The sequence below is a fragment of the Erwinia sp. LJJL01 genome (genome assembly GCF_047300805.2).
Classification (GTDB): Bacteria; Pseudomonadota; Gammaproteobacteria; order Enterobacterales; family Enterobacteriaceae; genus Erwinia; species Erwinia aphidicola.
Genome location: NZ_CP178576.1, coordinates 236,350 through 251,326 on the forward strand (window position 1 = coordinate 236,350; position 14,977 = coordinate 251,326).

The 14,977-nt window shown below is 58.5% G+C and carries 14 protein-coding genes, 1 tRNA gene and 1 pseudogene; 11 read left to right on the plus strand and 5 right to left on the minus strand.

The features are described 5' to 3' along the window. The first annotated feature begins 2 nt into the window (after positions 1 to 2). From yejM to ACLI4M_RS01980, 4 genes are all read left to right on the plus strand, one after another. Positions 3 to 1,754, plus strand: a complete 1,752-nt coding sequence (gene yejM, locus ACLI4M_RS01965; protein WP_133623230.1) for an LPS biosynthesis-modulating metalloenzyme YejM — start codon at positions 3 to 5, stop codon at positions 1,752 to 1,754. A 75-nt stretch (positions 1,755 to 1,829) separates the two neighbouring features. Continuing rightward, positions 1,830 to 1,906, plus strand: a tRNA-Pro gene (locus tag ACLI4M_RS01970). Positions 1,907 to 2,558: 652 nt separating this feature from the next. Further along, positions 2,559 to 2,765 carry a hypothetical protein gene (locus ACLI4M_RS01975; RefSeq protein ID WP_048915491.1) on the plus strand — a complete coding sequence of 69 codons (207 nt, stop codon included), beginning with the start codon at positions 2,559 to 2,561 and terminating at the stop codon, positions 2,763 to 2,765. Positions 2,766 to 2,840: 75 nt separating this feature from the next. Continuing rightward, a complete protein-coding gene (locus ACLI4M_RS01980) occupies positions 2,841 to 3,551 on the plus strand; it encodes a 4'-phosphopantetheinyl transferase family protein (protein ID WP_133623229.1) in 711 nt (236 codons plus the stop codon). A gap of 10 nt (positions 3,552 to 3,561) precedes the next feature. On the opposite strand, the gene ACLI4M_RS01985 is transcribed toward ACLI4M_RS01980, so the two are convergent. Next, a complete protein-coding gene (locus ACLI4M_RS01985; protein WP_166643171.1) occupies positions 3,562 to 3,732 on the minus strand; it encodes a hypothetical protein in 171 nt (56 codons plus the stop codon). Positions 3,733 to 3,935: 203 nt separating this feature from the next. Here ACLI4M_RS01985 and ACLI4M_RS01990 point away from each other — a divergent pair, with 203 nt between their 5' ends. The 6 genes and pseudogenes from ACLI4M_RS01990 (at position 3,936) to ACLI4M_RS02015 (ending at position 9,290) form a co-directional block, all read left to right on the plus strand. Continuing rightward, entirely contained in the window at positions 3,936 to 4,949 is a 1,014-nt protein-coding gene (locus ACLI4M_RS01990) for an MsnO8 family LLM class oxidoreductase (protein WP_133623228.1), read from the plus strand. Next, entirely contained in the window at positions 4,946 to 6,076 is a 1,131-nt protein-coding gene (locus ACLI4M_RS01995; RefSeq protein WP_133623227.1) for a M20 peptidase aminoacylase family protein, read from the plus strand. The genes ACLI4M_RS01990 and ACLI4M_RS01995 overlap by 4 nt, the downstream gene beginning before the upstream one ends. Positions 6,077 to 6,117: 41 nt before the next feature. Beyond that, positions 6,118 to 7,068, plus strand: a pseudogene (locus ACLI4M_RS02000) (ABC transporter substrate-binding protein); the annotation flags it as partial. 11 nt (positions 7,069 to 7,079) lie between these two features. Then, positions 7,080 to 7,604: a GNAT family N-acetyltransferase gene (locus ACLI4M_RS02005; protein WP_048915486.1), complete on the plus strand. Its 525-nt coding sequence runs from the start codon at positions 7,080 to 7,082 to the stop codon at positions 7,602 to 7,604. Beyond that, a complete protein-coding gene (locus ACLI4M_RS02010; RefSeq protein WP_048915485.1) occupies positions 7,591 to 8,493 on the plus strand; it encodes an amino acid ABC transporter permease in 903 nt (300 codons plus the stop codon). Before ACLI4M_RS02005 ends, ACLI4M_RS02010 begins: the two co-directional genes overlap by 14 nt. 2 nt (positions 8,494 to 8,495) lie before the next feature. Then, positions 8,496 to 9,290, plus strand: a complete 795-nt coding sequence (locus tag ACLI4M_RS02015) for an amino acid ABC transporter ATP-binding protein (RefSeq protein ID WP_133623226.1) — start codon at positions 8,496 to 8,498, stop codon at positions 9,288 to 9,290. Between the two features lie 171 nt (positions 9,291 to 9,461). Here the strand turns inward: ACLI4M_RS02015 and ACLI4M_RS02020 are convergent, their stop codons facing one another. From ACLI4M_RS02020 to apbE, 3 genes are all read right to left on the minus strand, one after another. Further along, entirely contained in the window at positions 9,462 to 11,138 is a 1,677-nt protein-coding gene (locus ACLI4M_RS02020; protein ID WP_133623225.1) for a multidrug ABC transporter permease/ATP-binding protein, read from the minus strand. Positions 11,139 to 11,235: 97 nt separating this feature from the next. Then, on the minus strand, positions 11,236 to 11,877 hold the full coding sequence (gene alkB / locus ACLI4M_RS02025; RefSeq protein WP_133623224.1) for a DNA oxidative demethylase AlkB: 642 nt from the start codon (positions 11,875 to 11,877) through the stop codon (positions 11,236 to 11,238). A 13-nt stretch (positions 11,878 to 11,890) separates the two neighbouring features. Next, positions 11,891 to 12,940 (minus strand): FAD:protein FMN transferase ApbE, encoded by a 1,050-nt coding sequence (gene apbE / locus ACLI4M_RS02030; RefSeq protein ID WP_048915481.1) that lies wholly within the window; start codon positions 12,938 to 12,940, stop codon positions 11,891 to 11,893. 467 nt (positions 12,941 to 13,407) lie between these two features. On the opposite strand from apbE, the gene ACLI4M_RS02035 reads away from it, so the two are divergent. Next, positions 13,408 to 13,560 carry a hypothetical protein gene (locus ACLI4M_RS02035; RefSeq protein ID WP_166643170.1) on the plus strand — a complete coding sequence of 51 codons (153 nt, stop codon included), beginning with the start codon at positions 13,408 to 13,410 and terminating at the stop codon, positions 13,558 to 13,560. Positions 13,561 to 13,658: 98 nt separating this feature from the next. On the opposite strand, the gene ompC is transcribed toward ACLI4M_RS02035, so the two are convergent. Further along, the gene (gene ompC, locus ACLI4M_RS02040) at positions 13,659 to 14,765 is read right to left on the minus strand and encodes a porin OmpC (RefSeq protein ID WP_099754255.1); all 1,107 of its coding nucleotides are present in this window, start codon (positions 14,763 to 14,765) and stop codon (positions 13,659 to 13,661) included. Positions 14,766 to 14,977 lie beyond the last annotated feature (212 nt).

Here is a 14,977-nt window from a genome sequence, read left to right on the forward strand (position 1 = left end):
CTATGGTAACAAATCGACAGCGCTACCGAGAAAAAGTCTCCCAGATGATCAGCTGGGGGCACTGGTTCGCCCTGTTTAACATCATTTTTGCCTTTGTTCTCGGCAGCCGTTACCTGTTTGTCTCCGACTGGCCAGCCTCGCTGGCCGGACGTATCTACTCTTTCAGCAGCTGGATTGGTCACTTCAGCTTTATTGTCTTTGCCGCCTATCTGCTGATTGTTTTCCCGCTCACCTTTGTGGTGATGTCGCAACGCCTGCTGCGTTTCCTGTCGGCGATTATTGCCACCGCCGGGCTGACGCTGATCCTCATCGACAGCGCGGTGTTCGCCCGCTTCCACCTGCACCTGAATCCGGTGGTTTGGGAACTGGTCGTTAACCCCGACCAGAGTGAGATGGCGCGCGACTGGCAGCTGATGTTTATCAGCGTGCCGGCGATTTTCCTCGTTGAGATGCTATTCGCGACGTGGAGCTGGCAGAAATTGCGCAGCCTCAACCGGCGCAGCTTTGGTAAACCGCTGGCCGGGCTGTTTATCACCGCGTTTTTTACCAGCCATCTGATGTATATCTGGGCAGATGCTAACTTCTATCGCCCGATCACCATGCAGCGCTCTAACCTGCCGCTCTCCTATCCAATGACCGCGCGTCGCTTCCTGGAAAAACACGGGCTGCTGGATGCGCAGGAGTACCAGCGCCGTCTGGTCCAGCAGGGCAATCCAGAAGCGGTATCGGTGGCTTACCCGCTTAACGACATCACCTTCAGCGATAAAGGCACGCGCAATAATCTGCTGGTGATCACCGTTGATGGCCTGAATGAAGCCTCAATGGCGAAATCGCTGCCCAATCTGATGCGCTTCGCCGACGATAACGTGCGCTTCAGCCAGCACTTCAGCTCCGGCAGCTCAGAAGACAGCGGTCTTTTCGGCCTGTTCTACGGTATCTCACCAAGCTATATGGACGGTGTGCTGTCGTCGCGCGTGCCGTCAACGCTGATCAATGCGCTAAGCCAGCAGGGTTACCAGTTTGGCCTGTTTGCCAGCGACGGCTTTAATTCGCCGCTGTATCGTCAGGCGTTGCTGTCCGACTTCTCACTGCCGAGCGCGCAAAATCAGTCCAACGCGGATACCACCAGCCAGTGGCAGCGCTGGCTGGACAGCCATAAAAATGTGAGCAGCCCGTGGTTCTCCTATATTTCCCTGTCGACGGCAGATGACAGCAACAGTGCGGATAAAACTACGCTGCGCCACTACAACCGCGCAGCCGGTAACGTGGATAAACAGATTCAGAACGTGCTGACCACGCTCGATCAGAAAGGTCTGCTGGCGAATACCGTGGTGGTGATCACCGCCCAGCACGGCGTAGTGCTGGATGGCGAAGCCGTAGCGGGGAATCGTGAAATGCTGCAGGTGCCGCTGGTAGTACACTGGCCAAACACGCCGGCGCAAACCGTGAATAAACTCACCGATCATCAGGACATCATGACCACCCTGATGCAGCGGCTGCTGCACGTCAGCACCCCTGCGGTGGATTACTCGCAGGGCGAGGATCTGTTTGCCGCTCAGCGACGTCATAACTGGGTTGCCAGCAGCACCAACCATCAGCTGCTGATCACCACCCCACAGGAGACGCTGGCGCTGGATAATAACGGCAGCTATGCCGCATGGGATAGTCAGGGCAATAGTCTGAAAGACCATAAGCCGCAGCTGGCACTGCTATTACAGGTGTTGACCGACGAGAAGCGCTTTATCGCCAATTAACTGCACAAATCCTGCGCAGTCAAGATGTTAGCCGCTTGCAATCGAAGTGAAGTTGAGTAATATAACGTCATCTGTCGGCGCGTAGCGCAGCCTGGTAGCGCATCGTCATGGGGTGGCGAGGGTCGAGAGTTCAAATCTCTCCGTGCCGACCAAAATACTCCAATAGAAAAGGAGCTAATCTTACGATTAGCTCCTTTTTTGTTTCAGGGCTACTGGCCGCAGTGCTTGCCACTGCCCGGCTGTGCTTTACCTGCCTGCTGACGCTGACGGCGGGCCGGCGGGGTTCCCTGGGGATGCAGACAGGACTGACAGCGGGTCACCGGTCCGAATCGCAGCCTGGCCACTCTTAATGCATCGCTTGCTGAGAAAAAACTGCCGAGAAACTCGCGCTGCTGCACGGGAGGAAGGTGGCGACAGCCCTTGACATGGACGCCGTACAGGCCATTTTGCTGTGGTAATTTATTAATATAATAAAAAGTAAACATCTCCAGACCCTTATCGCCTTGTTGTTTTTATAACCTTATTAACATTAGACCGCTGCGCAGAATTTGGTATTAAGACTGCCGTCTTACATCGATTTTCAGAATTTCCTGCCCTGAAAAGGCTAAAAAGTGTAGTTAACGCGGCGAAAAAGGGGAGGAAAAAAGGCGCCTCTTTACAGTTTTTTTTCACTGTAGCTAAAGTTTTCACTGGTCGTAAAATTGTGGCGATCTTCTCAATTTTCAACCCTGCAACAAAACTGTCACAGTAATATCATAGGCTGTCGCTACACTTTCCCGGCAATCCGTAAACAGGATCAAACCCATGGCGACGATCAAAGCAAAAAACCTTAAAGATGCAGAAGAAATGCTGTACTCCGGGATTAGCAAAGTAGAACTGGCTTACGACATCGGCAGCGATGATTTCTTTCGCCTGGCCAGCCAGTGGTGTGACCGCGGCGCTAAAATCTCCAAGGGTGACGATCACTTCGTCGTCTCTCTGAAAAGCATGGCGATACCGCCAAATCACTGATGCGTTAAAGTAGCTTTTGATATCCGGCCATTAACCTGTTTAAATATTTTATCTTTTTTACACAGGTTAGTGGCTATGTCTGCCCTAAGCACCCCACTGTTCAGTAACTACACCCTGCGCCCCCTCGACGACTATCCGGCTATTTTGCTACTTGATGTGCATTTCGACGCCAGCCAGTTTGCGGAATCCCTGTTCAGCACCTTGAACATCACCCCACCCGCGCATCTCATTCGCGCCGTGAAAAAGCGCCGCGCTGAATATCTGGTCAGCCGCTACTGCATTCAGCAGGCGATGCAAACGCTGGGGATTGAGGGTTTTGTGCTGCGTAACGGGGAAGACCGCGCGCCAGTCTGGCCTGAGGGAATCGGTGGGTCGCTGTCCCATACGCAGCATCGGGTATGCGCGCTGCTGACGCGGGAGCGCGGACTGCTACTGGGGGTGGATTGCGAACGCCTGATGACGGCGGAAACTGCCGCCGAAACCCAGCATATGTTAATCAACGCGGCGGAAAAGCGCCTGCTGGAGCAGTGCAGCCTGCCGTTTAACCTGGCTCTGACGGTGGTGTTCTCGCTAAAGGAGAGCCTGTACAAAGCGCTCTATCCGCAGCTGTTGCAGTTTATGGATTTCAGCGCGGCGCAAGTGGTGGCCTGCAGTGACGATCTGCAACAGCTGACGCTGCGGCTGACGCACACTTTTTCAACAGAGATGGTGGCCGGGCGGGAGTTTATTGGCAGAGCGCAGGTGCAGCCCGACGAGGTGTTAACCTGGGTCGTCGGGCAGCAGTGATAAGCTTGCGTTAGCGGTTTTCATCCTGTCCACGCGGCTCCGGCGTGGTCAGCTCATAGAGATCGACACCGTACAGTTCGATCATCGGTATCATCGCCTCGACCACGCGACAGCTGTCAAAGGTTGCCATACCAGAGGGGCCTTCAAAATAACGCGTAAAGTGCTGCCAGAACCCTTTCATACTCTGTTCTCCTCTGCTCAGTGAACCCTGATTAAACCTGACGATCGCCCTGCGGCAAAATACCCATTTCTCACAGCTATTTGCGTTTTCCGGCAAAGGCCGCCATTCCCGTCTGGCGACTGTTTTAAGCCAGATTTGTTGTTTTACAGCCCCCCTTCAGCCCTTCAATAATTGCCCGCATCTGAACTGAACAAGGATGCATTATGGCTTACCGACTGAGCTTACTGGATAAAAGCCCGCTGGCCGAAGGCGAGAGCGCATCTGCCGCGCTGGCCCGCACCGTAGCCCTGGCACAGCAGGCGGAGGCGCTGGGCTATCATCGTTTCTGGCTGGCCGAGCATCACAATACTCAGGCGCTGGCCAGCCCGTCGCCGGAAGTGCTTATCGCCTGGATTCTGGCGCACACTACCCACCTGCGCGTCGGTTCCGGTGGCGTGATGCTGCAGCACTACAGCCCCTATAAAGTGGCGGAAAACTTTAACCTGCTGGCCGCGCTGGCCCCGGGCCGGGTGGATCTTGGCGTCGGTAAAGCGCCGGGCGGCCTGCCGCTGTCGACCAAAGCCCTGCAGCTTGGCGTGCATGCTGAAGAGAAAGGCGATTTTGCCAGCCAGCTCAAGCTGCTGGATAGCTGGCTGAATGCCAGACCCACGGGCAAAGAGGAGGACCAGCTGCTGGCGACGCCGCTGCCCGCCCGCCCCGCCGAACGTTTTCTGCTGGGGGCCAGCGAAGCCAGCGCCCGACTGGCGGCACAGCTGGGCTGGCAGTTTGTTTTCGCCGCGCATTTGAACGGTGACCGTCAGGAGCTGGAGCGCTCGCTGGCAGCGTATCGCGACCTGAGCGGCGGCAAATCCGCACTGCTGGCGGTACAGGTGATTGTCGCCGACTCCCCGGCCGCAGCCGAACTGCTGGCAGCGGACCTGCAGCAATACCGGGTTCATGTGGATAACGGTCAGAGCGTCACCGTGGGCAACCTTGAGCAGGCGCAGGCGTTTATTCGCCAGTCGGGTGCTACCCGGCATCGCATCGAACCGCGTGAATCGGCGGTGCTGAAGGGAACTGCATCCCAGGTTCACGCCCGGCTGGCGCAGCTGCACCAGCAGTTTGGCGTCGAGGAATTTATCATCGATACGCCGCTCAACGCCGCGGTACCGCGCCTCACCTCCCTGCGCCTGCTCGCCAGCCGCCAGCCCGCCATCGCGCAGGAGGCCGTATTATGAGCCACGATTTTGCCCAACAGCTGATCGCCTGGCGCCGCGAGCTGCATCAGTTTCCCGAGCTTTCCAATCAGGAGTTCGCCACTACCGAACGCATTAAAAACTGGCTGCGGGCTGACGGCATCACCCTGCTGCCGTTTGATCTGGCGACCGGCGTGGTGGCGGAAATCGGTCAGGGCGAGCCGCTGATTGCTTTGCGCGCCGACATCGATGCCCTGCCGATAGAAGAGGTGGTAGCGGTCGAGTTCCGTTCGCGCAACGCCGGAGTGATGCATGCCTGCGGTCACGATGTGCATACTTCGGTGATGCTCGGCGCGGCGCGGCTGCTAAAAGCGCGTGAAAAAACCTTACCCGGCCGCGTGCGGCTGCTGTTCCAGCCTGCGGAAGAGCGCTTCGGCGGGGCCAAAACGCTGATCGCCGCCGGCGCGCTGCAAAACGTCGCGGCAATCTTCGGCATGCATAACGCTCCGGAGCTGCCGGTCGGCACCTTCGCCACGCGCGGCGGCCCGTTTTACGCCAACGTCGACCGCTTTGAAATCGAGGTGTACGGCAAAGGGGCACATGCCGCCCGCCCGCAGGAAGGGGTCGATGCCATTGTCACTGCCAGCCAGATCGTCACGGCTCTGCAAACGCTGGTCAGCCGCAGCTACAGCCCGCTGGAAACGGTGGTGGTCAGCGTCACGCGTATTGAGGGCGGAAATACCTGGAACGTGCTGCCGCAAAAAGTGGTGCTGGAAGGCACCGTGCGCACCTACAGCGATGCCATTCGCCGTGATGTGCCCGTGCGCCTCGCGAAGCTGATTGAGGGCGTTGCCGCCGGGTTTGGCGCGCGCAGCGAACTCAACTGGCACCCGGGTCCGCCCGCCGTGGTCAACACCGAGCGCTGGGCCGAGTTCAGCAAACGGGTGGCGGCACGCGCCGGGTACGAGGTGCAGCACGCCGAACTGCAGATGGGCGGCGAGGATTTTGCCTTCTATCTGCATGATACCCCCGGCACCTTTGTCAGCATCGGCAGCGCCAGCGAGTTTGGCCTGCATCATCCCGCGTTTAACCCGGACGAGGCCCTGCTCTCCCCCGCTGCGCACTATTTCAGCCAGCTGGCGCAGGATGCATTACACGAGATCGCTTAACCGGCAGGGAACTGCCGAACTTTCATCTGCACACATAATAAGAGTCACTCACTATGAAAAAAACACTGCTCCTCAGCCTGCTCAGCGCTTCGCTGTTACTCAGCATCACGGCACGCGCCGAAACCGTCACCGTGAACGGCACCGGGATCAGCGTCGAAGCCAACGCCGCGCCAATCCATGCGCCGGTCAACCCGCAGGCGGTCGCGCTGCTGCCGAAGGATCTGCGTCTGGCGCAGCCGGGCAAGTTTACCGTGGCGGTTGCCGCGCTTAACTCCCCGCCGTTAACGCTGTTCTCCGACGACAATAAAACCCTGCAGGGCAGCGAGGTAGACATCGCCCGCCTGGTGGCCGACAGCCTCGGGCTGGAGCTGAATGTGGTACCTACCTCGTGGGAAGACTGGCCGCTGGGCGTCAGCTCGGGCAAATATGATGCGGCCATCACCAACGTGACGGTGACCAAAGCGCGCAAAGAGAAGTTCGACTTCGCCACCTACCGCAAGGACTCGCTGGGTTTTTACGTCAAATCTGACAGCAAAATCACCTCACTGACCAAAGCGCCGGATATTGCCGGGCTGCGGATTATTGTCGGCTCCGGCACCAATCAGGAAGCGATCCTGCTGGCGTGGGATGAAGAGAACCAGAAAAACGGCCTGAAGGCCTTCACGCCGATCTACGTCAAGGATGATGCCGCGCAGACACTGGCGATCCAGTCCGGCCGCGCCGATGCTTACTTCGGCCCGAACGTGATTGGCGCATGGAAAGCGGCGCTGACCGGCAAAACCAAACTGGTCGGCAGCGTAGACGGCGGCTGGCCAAAAGCGGCGCACATCGCGGTGACGCTGAAGAAAGGCAGCGGTCTGGTGACGGCGGTGAATGCCGCGCTGAACGGCGTGATCAAAGGCGGCGAGTACGACAAAGTGCTGAACCGCTGGGGCGAAGGCATTGAGCGCCTTGACCACTCAGAAATTAACCCGGCCGGTCTGGGCGATTAACGGAGGTCCGTATGAGCCATGAACAATTTCGCCAGCTGTCGCCGGAAGCCCCGGAGCTGGAACCGATTATCGACGGGCTTTTCGGTGAATACAGCGCGCGCTACGGCGACTTTTTTGCGCGCGATGCCGAGGTTGAACTGACCGAATGGTATCTGCCACCGCGCGGCATGTTTGTGGTGCTGGAGCGCGACGGCGAGATTATTGCCATGGGCGCCTATAAGCCACTGGATGCGGAAACCGCCGAGCTGAAGCGTATCTGGACGCGCGGCGATCTGCGTCGCCAGGGGCTGGCGCTGAAAATCCTGCAGGAGCTGGAGCGGCTGGCACTGCAGGCTGGGTATCGTCAGGTGTATCTCACCACCGGTTTCCGCCAGCCGGAGGCGGTGCGCCTCTATCTGTCGCACGGCTATCAGCCGCAGTTTGACACCACGCGCGACCCGGAAGAGTACAGCCGCGCCCCTTACGATGGCCGCCTGCGCTTTACCAAAGCGCTGCATCAGCATGCCACAACAGGAGCCACCCATGAAATCGACTGAAACCCTGCGCGTGGTGCCCGCCCGCTATCCGCTGCGGCTGGTGGGTGCGGCGATTGCGCTGTTTATTCTGGCGGTGGTGATCCAGTCGGTGGCGTTTAATCCACGCTGGGAGTGGTCGGTGTTTGCCCACTGGTTCTTCCACCCGGCCATCCTCAGCGGGCTGGGGCAGACGCTGCTGCTGACGCTGATTGCCAGCGTACTGAGCATCGTGCTCGGCGTCGGGCTGGCGCTGGCGCGCCTCTCCCCTTCCTGGCTGCTCTCCGGGCTGGCGTTCAGCTATATCTGGCTGTTCCGTTCGCTGCCGCTGATTGTGGTGCTGATTATTCTCTATAACTTCTCTTACCTGTACGACACGCTGTCGATTGGCATTCCGTTTACCGCGCTAACGCTGGCTGAGTACCACACTATCGACGTGCTCGGCCAGTTCAGCACTGCGGTGATTGGCCTGACGCTGGTGCAGGCGGCCTACAGCGCGGAGATTATTCGCGGCGGCATTCTCGGGGTCGATCAGGGGCAGTTTGAAGCCGCTGCGGCGCTCGGCCTGCCCGCCTCACGCCGCACCTATCGCATTATCCTGCCGCAGGCGCTGCGGGCGATTATCCCGACCGGCTTCAACGAGATTATCAGCCTCGCCAAAGGCACCGCGATGGTCTACGTGCTGGCGATGCCGGAACTGTTCTACACCATTCAGATGGTCTACAACCGCACGCAGCAGGTGATCCCACTGCTGATGGTGGCGGCGGTCTGGTATCTGATTATCACCACCGTTCTGTCCGCCGTTCAGCACTATGTTGAGCGCTGGCTGGCACGCGGCGCCACGCGTGAATCCGGGTCGCGCACCGCAACCACTGCGCCGGGCGCCGCCGCCATCACCCCAATCAGGAGCTAACCATGTCTGAAGCGATTGCACTGGAAAACGTCCCGACCCTTGGCCATATCTCCATCGCCGGGGTGAGTAAAAGTTACGGCAAATTTAAAGCGCTGGACGATGTTTCACTGGAGCTGACGCCGGGTTCGGTGACGGTGATCATCGGCCCGTCCGGCTCCGGCAAGTCCACCCTGCTGCGCGCGATTAATCATCTGGAGCGCGTGGACCAGGGCTTTATCCGCATTGACGGCGACTATATTGGCTATCAGCGGCGCGGCAACCGGCTGTACGAGCTGAAGGAGAAAGCGATCCTGCGCCAGCGCACCGGCGTCGGCTACGTGTTCCAGAATTTCAATCTGTTCCCGCATATGACGGTACTGGAAAATATTATTGAAGCGCCGCTGGCTCATAAGCAGCTCAGCCGCGAGGCAGCGGAACGGCGGGCGCTGGAACTGCTGGAAGCCGTCGGGCTACGCCATAAGGCCGATGCCTGGCCGCGCCACCTTTCCGGTGGCCAGCAGCAGCGCGTAGCCATTGCCCGGGCGCTGGCGCTTAACCCGAAGGTGATCCTGTTCGATGAACCCACCTCAGCGCTGGACCCGGAGCTGGTGGGCGAAGTGCTGGACACCATTAAAAAGCTGGCGCGCTCCGGCACCACGCTGGTGGTGGTGACCCACGAGATTGGTTTTGCCCGCGAGGTGGCGGACCAGGTGGTGTTTATGGTGGAAGGAAAGATTGTCGAACAGGGCAGTGCACGGCAGGTGCTGAACCAGCCGCAGCACCCACGCACCCGGCGTTTTCTGGCGAAAGTATTGTAGGACCTGCGGCACGGGGCGAACACGTTGTTTTGTAGGGGTTGACCTTCTTTTTCGGTCAACCCGTTGCGGTACCAGTGCGTTTCACCGCGTCGAGGGCGACCGAAAAAAATGGTCTTCATTGCGGCCGGTGCAAACCTGCAGCACGGGGCGACCGAAAAAAATGGTCGCCCCCTACGGGGGGGAACCCGCTGCGGTATCGGTATCGGTATCGGTGCGTTTTACCGCGTCGAGCGTGGCGGCATCGCGCTCAATGCCGGTCAGCTCGCTCAGCACGCCGTCACGCATCTCCAGCAGGCGGTCGGCATGCAGGAAGTAGTGGTCATCATGGCTGATGGCAAACACCGTTTTCCCCATCTCCTTTAACCACGGCAGCAGCTCGCGATAGAAAATGCGGCGGAAGTGCGGGTCCTGATCCGCCGCCCATTCGTCCAGCAGCAGAATGTCACGCTGTTCGGCGGTTGCCAGCAGCAGCGCCAGGCGCTTAGTCTGCCCCTTCGACAGCTTGAGGTTCAGCACCCGGTTGCCCTCCAGCTTGATCTTGTCCTGCATCTTCAGGCGTTCCAGCCAGCTCTGCACCAGCGCCGGATCGATCGCCTTACCCTGGTCATCAATCAGCCGATCAAACAGATGCACGTCGGTAAACACCGCCGAGAACATGCGGCGGTAGCTGTCCATCGCCGCGCTATCAATCACCTTGCCATCCAGCAGGATCTCACCGGAAACCGGCTGATACAGCCCGGTCAGCAGCATCGCCAGCGTTGACTTACCGCTGCCGTTGCCGCCAATCAGGAACACCAGCTCGCCACGCTTCAGCGTCATGTTCACCGGGCCAACGGCAAAACCGTGGTCGCCGTAGTGGAACATCAGATTGCGCAGCTCCAGCGTCTGCCAGCTTTTTGCCGCCGGCAGCTGCGGGAACTCCGCCTGATACGGCGCCAGATTAAACCTGTTCAGCTTGTCAAATGCCACCTGCGCGGTGAGTAACGTCGGCAGCGCGCCAACTGCTGACAGCATGGGCGTGCGCAGGAACAGCAGCGTCAGAGAGTAGGTTGCCGCCACGGCGGTATCGGCCCAGCCCAGGCTGTTGGCGAGGTAAAACGCCAGCCCGATGGCGCCGAGCATCATAATATTCGACCAGTTCACCGCGCTGAGGTGATAGGTATCGGCACGCACGATGTGATGACGGTAGGTTTTGGCATCCACGCTGTAGACCTCGTCGAAGATCTGCTGCGCGCGCTGACGGTTGAGCGCCAGCTCTTTACGCCCTTCAATAATGGTCTGGAAGTCAGCGTACAGGTTATCTTCGGTATCACGCAGGATTGCCATATGGCGGTAAACCCGCGCCACCAGCAGCCAGCCGCCGATGATGGTGATCGCCACCCAGACGGCGGTCACCACCAGCATTTTCGGCGACAGCCAGGCCAGGTAGGCCGCAGAGCCGACGGTCAGGATAATCCCCTGGATTAACTCCGGCAGGCGCACAAAAGCGATAGTAATATTGCGCACGTCGCTGGTCAGCCCGGCCAGCAGCTGTGCGCTGCCGATCTGCTCAATGCGCTCTACGCGGGTGTCGAGGATGCGTTTGATAAACTCGCCGCGCAGGCGGTAGACAAAGTGGTGGCCGAGCAGCGTCAGCGCCAGCTGCGAGCCAAGCGTTACCGCCATCAGCAGCAGCAGCAGGCCGAGAAGCTGTGGCAGCACCATCAGCGAGGAATTTAAGGTGACGATCAGCTCGCGGTTAATAAACGCGATTAGCCCGATCCCCAGCGCGGCGCTGAGCAGGCTGAGCACAATCACCAGAATAAACGGCCAGCGGTACTGCTTGTAAACGACGTGAAGCAACTCCATGAAAACATCCCGGCAGGTAAAAAAGCAGCTTGCAGTTTAATGAGAAGCAAGACGATATCAATAACAATTCTCATTCGGGAGAGTGCCGCGGGGGAAATTAGCGGGCGCGGCGGAAGGTGAGATTAAAGCGGAACGCCCCGGCCAGCGGATGAATGCCCGGCTTAAGCGGTAAAATGCCGTGATAGCGCAGGCGCGACGGACCGCCCCACACCACCACATCGCCATGCTCCAGCAGCACGCGCTGGCAGGCATCACCGCGTTCGAAGCCGCCGAACAGAAATATCGCCGGTAACCCCAGCGAGACAGAAACAATCGGCTGGCGCAGGTCGCGCTCGTCTTTATCCTGATGCAGCGTCAGTTTCGCCCCCGGCTGGTAGCGGTTGAGCAGGCAGGCATCGGGATTGAAGCCGTTAAACCCCGCCTCGCGCGCGCAGGTCACCGCCAGCTGGCGAAACAGCGGCGGCATCGCGGGCCAGCGCTGCCCGCTCAGATTATCCTGCTCGCTGTACTGATAGCCGCGTGAATCGGTGGTCCAGCCGGAATCACCGCAGTTGGTCATCGCCACCGACATGCGGTGGCCGCCGGGCGTGATGCGGTGACGAAACGGGTTCTCTGCCGCGACCTGCTCCACCAGCGTCATCAGTTCTTCTGAACGTGCGCGGGCGCGACGGCGCAGGATCACCGCCCCTTCTGCCAGCGGCTCCTGCCACGGGCTATCTTCGGCAAACAGATCGAGCATCGGCTCTCCTTAATCAGTGCGTGGAGGACGGGGTAAGAAAGGCAGCAAACTGCGGCGACATCCAGCTCTCAAAGCGATCCCCCTGCTTGTAGATCAGATACACCGCCAGTTTATCACGCAGCGCCAGCGCTTTCGCGCGCTCGGTACCCAGCACCATCAGCCCGGTATCCCAGCCATCGGCCTCCAGCGCGGTTGTGGCGATCACCGTGGCAGAAACCAGCTTGTGCTGAATCGGCTGCCCGGTTGCCGGGTCAATGACGTGCGAGATGCGCTTACCGTCCAGTTCATAATAGTTGCGATAGCTGCCGGAGGTGCTGATGCCGTGGCCCTGTAAATCGACAATTGCCTGCACCGCATTCTCTTTATCGGTCGGTTTCTGGATCGCCACCTGCCAGGCATTGCCCTGCGCGTTTTTCCCGCGCGTCAGCACTGCCCCGCCGACCGATACCAGATAGTTGTTGATCCCTTCCCGCTCCATCAGGCGCGCCAGGTGATCGGTGGCGAAGCCTTCGCCGACGGTAGAGAGATCAACATACAGCCCGGGCAGATCTTTTTGCAGCCAGGCCTGCCCGGCGCGGTTGATCACCTGCAAGTGCTGCAGGCCAGTCAGCGCGCGTGCGGCGGCGATCTGCTGCGCGTCCGGCGTTTTCACCGGCTGCTTATCCGGCCCGAAGCCCCACAAATTCACCAGCGGCCCGACGGTGATATCCATCGCGCCCTGCGTCTGCTGGCCAATGCGCAGCGACAGCGTGACGATATCCGCCATATTGTTGCTCACCGGCTGCGGGTCCGTACCGCGATACTGATTAAACCGTGACAGCACCGAGTCATTTTTCCAGGTCGACAGCTCATGGTCGTCGTTGTCCAGCTGCTGCTGAACCGCTGTTTGCAGCGCCGCGCGCCGATCCGCTGCCACTCCGGCCAGGCTAACTCTCCAGAATGTTCCCATAGTGCGCCCTTCGAGTACCATACCATCAGGACCTTTCGATGGCTGAGGCGCGTCACAGGCTGCCAGCAAGCAAACCACCATAAAACTTAAAAAACACCGCCAATTACTCTTCATATTTGCCTGTAATCTTAATTAAAAACTGGTCCGATCCGGGTTATCTCGCAGGAAAAACTCAGATTCGAGACCTTGATCTTGCGGCGTGCTCTCACCAGGATAGTGGCTGAACAGGGCCGATCCCCGCCCCCTTTTTTCACCCTTAACAGGAGAGCCATAATGATCTATTTCGCGCTTCTCATGATTTCCACCGCACTGATTATCTTTGCGGGCTATAAGCATTACAAGCAGACACACACCCGCCAGCTGCATCGCCCGCGCTATCGCTGATGCTAACCCGGCTCCCCTGTTGGCCAGGGGAGTTGCCCTTGCGGCACTCTCTTCGTGCGCGCTGCACCGTATTAGCGCAGCTATTCTGCCCTGCCACACCTTAATCCCGCCTCAATCGCCCCCGCTTAGCTGGCACGTTTTCTGCAAGCATGGCTGGAGACAGAAAATGTTTTCTGCTGACCGCGAGGGATACTACGATGCGCAACAAAAATTCGGTTAAAGAGAACCAGGCACGTCGTCGCCTGCTGCGTTTTTCGCTGTTTACGCTCGGTGGGATGGGGCTGGAAGGCAGTTACCTGCCAACGAAAGATCAGAGTAGTGAGAAGAAAGCGGGCGTGATTGCCGCGTAGACAGGTTGATATTGAACAGGGGCGACCGGAAAAAAGGTCGCCCCGATGGGCCGTTCGGAAAAGACGATCGGCCCCTACAGTCGGGCCGACCCTTTTGATCAGAACTGGTAAACCAGGCCCACTGCCACCACGTCGTCGGTGTTGATACCGGCGGCTTCGGTGAAGTCGTTGCTGTCCATCAGGTTGATCTGGTAATCAACATAGGTAGACATATTTTTGTTGAAGTAGTAGGTGGCGCCCACGTCGATGTACTGCTTCAGGTTCTGGGTGCCCCAGTTCTGAATGTCGGTACCGCGTGAGGTCACGTATGCCAGGGATGGGCGCAGGCCGAAGTCGAACTGGTACTGAGCAACCAGCTCCCAGTTTTCTGCTTTATCCGCAAAGCCGTAGGCGGCTGGGTTGTCGGTGCTGCCGAAACGGGTGGCGTTGTACGATTTGGTGTACATCGCGGCCAGGTAGATATTGTTGGCATCATATTTCAGACCACCGGTGTAAGCCTCAGCTTTGTCACCGTTACCCAGCAGCGCTGCGCTGTTCTGAGTGTTGGTACGGTCGGAGGAGAACATGGCCGCACCGGCGCTGAAGCCCTGACCGAAGTCATAGGTGGCAGACAGACCGTAGCCATCACCGTTCTGCGCGGTGGCGCTGCGGTTGCCGGCGACTTCTGCATCGCTGTCGTTTTTGCCCTGGTACTGTACGGCGACGTTCAGGCCGTCAACCAGACCAAAGAAGTTGTTGTTACGGTAGGTCGCCATGCCGTTACCGCGCTGGAACATAAAGTTGTCCGCGCCGTAGGTATCGCCACCGAACTCTGGCAGCACGTCGGTCCATGCGCCGATGTCATAGGCTACGCCATAGTTACGACCATAATCGAAAGAGCCAGCATCACCAAATTTCACACCAGCAAAGCCAACACGCGTGTAGCTGTTTGCCGTACCCTGAGATTCTGCGGTGTTCAGCGCAGCCTGGTACTCCCACTGGCCGTAACCGGTCAGCTGGTCTGAAATCTGAGTTTCGCCCTTGAAGCCAAAGCGCAGGTAAGACTGGTCGCCATCGGTGCCGGAGTCGTCAGAGAAATAGTGCAGGCCGTCAACTTTACCGAAAAGGTCCAGTTTGTTGCCGTCTTTGTTATAAATTTCTGCTGCACCGGCCGATGCTGTAACCAGCAATGCCGGGACCATCAGGGAAAGAACGCGAAGTTTCATTTTATTACCCTCTCGATTATAAGTCTTATTTGCCACTGCGTGCTGAATATGGATTTGAGCACGAAGTGTCATGTTAAGCCGAGGTGAGTAATAATCTATCAGGAAAATGATACTGAATTTCCGAAAGTGTTTCATTTAAGGTAAAAATATTACAAAATGTAATTTAAGCGGAACTTTTATACAGCACAAATAGATAAAAATTATGGCATCTA

Excerpts from the sequence above, each read along its gene's own strand:
- ACLI4M_RS01985 (WP_166643171.1), bottom strand. The coding sequence starts at position 3,732 with ATGAAAGGGTTCTGGCAGCACTTTACGCGTTATTTTGAAGGCCCCTCT.
- ACLI4M_RS01995 (WP_133623227.1), top strand. The coding sequence starts at position 4,946 with ATGAGCCACGATTTTGCCCAACAGCTGATCGCCTGGCGCCGCGAGCTG.
- ACLI4M_RS02035 (WP_166643170.1), top strand. The coding sequence starts at position 13,408 with ATGCGCAACAAAAATTCGGTTAAAGAGAACCAGGCACGTCGTCGCCTG.
- ACLI4M_RS02010 (WP_048915485.1), top strand. The coding sequence starts at position 7,591 with ATGAAATCGACTGAAACCCTGCGCGTGGTGCCCGCCCGCTATCCGCTG.
- apbE (WP_048915481.1), bottom strand. The coding sequence starts at position 12,940 with ATGAAGAGTAATTGGCGGTGTTTTTTAAGTTTTATGGTGGTTTGCTTG.
- ACLI4M_RS01990 (WP_133623228.1), top strand. The coding sequence starts at position 3,936 with ATGGCTTACCGACTGAGCTTACTGGATAAAAGCCCGCTGGCCGAAGGC.
- ompC (WP_099754255.1), bottom strand. The coding sequence starts at position 14,765 with ATGAAACTTCGCGTTCTTTCCCTGATGGTCCCGGCATTGCTGGTTACA.
- alkB (WP_133623224.1), bottom strand. The coding sequence starts at position 11,877 with ATGCTCGATCTGTTTGCCGAAGATAGCCCGTGGCAGGAGCCGCTGGCA.
- ACLI4M_RS01975 (WP_048915491.1), top strand. The coding sequence starts at position 2,559 with ATGGCGACGATCAAAGCAAAAAACCTTAAAGATGCAGAAGAAATGCTG.
- ACLI4M_RS02015 (WP_133623226.1), top strand. The coding sequence starts at position 8,496 with ATGTCTGAAGCGATTGCACTGGAAAACGTCCCGACCCTTGGCCATATC.
- yejM (WP_133623230.1), top strand. The coding sequence starts at position 3 with ATGGTAACAAATCGACAGCGCTACCGAGAAAAAGTCTCCCAGATGATC.
- ACLI4M_RS02005 (WP_048915486.1), top strand. The coding sequence starts at position 7,080 with ATGAGCCATGAACAATTTCGCCAGCTGTCGCCGGAAGCCCCGGAGCTG.
- ACLI4M_RS01980 (WP_133623229.1), top strand. The coding sequence starts at position 2,841 with ATGTCTGCCCTAAGCACCCCACTGTTCAGTAACTACACCCTGCGCCCC.
- ACLI4M_RS02020 (WP_133623225.1), bottom strand. The coding sequence starts at position 11,138 with ATGGAGTTGCTTCACGTCGTTTACAAGCAGTACCGCTGGCCGTTTATT.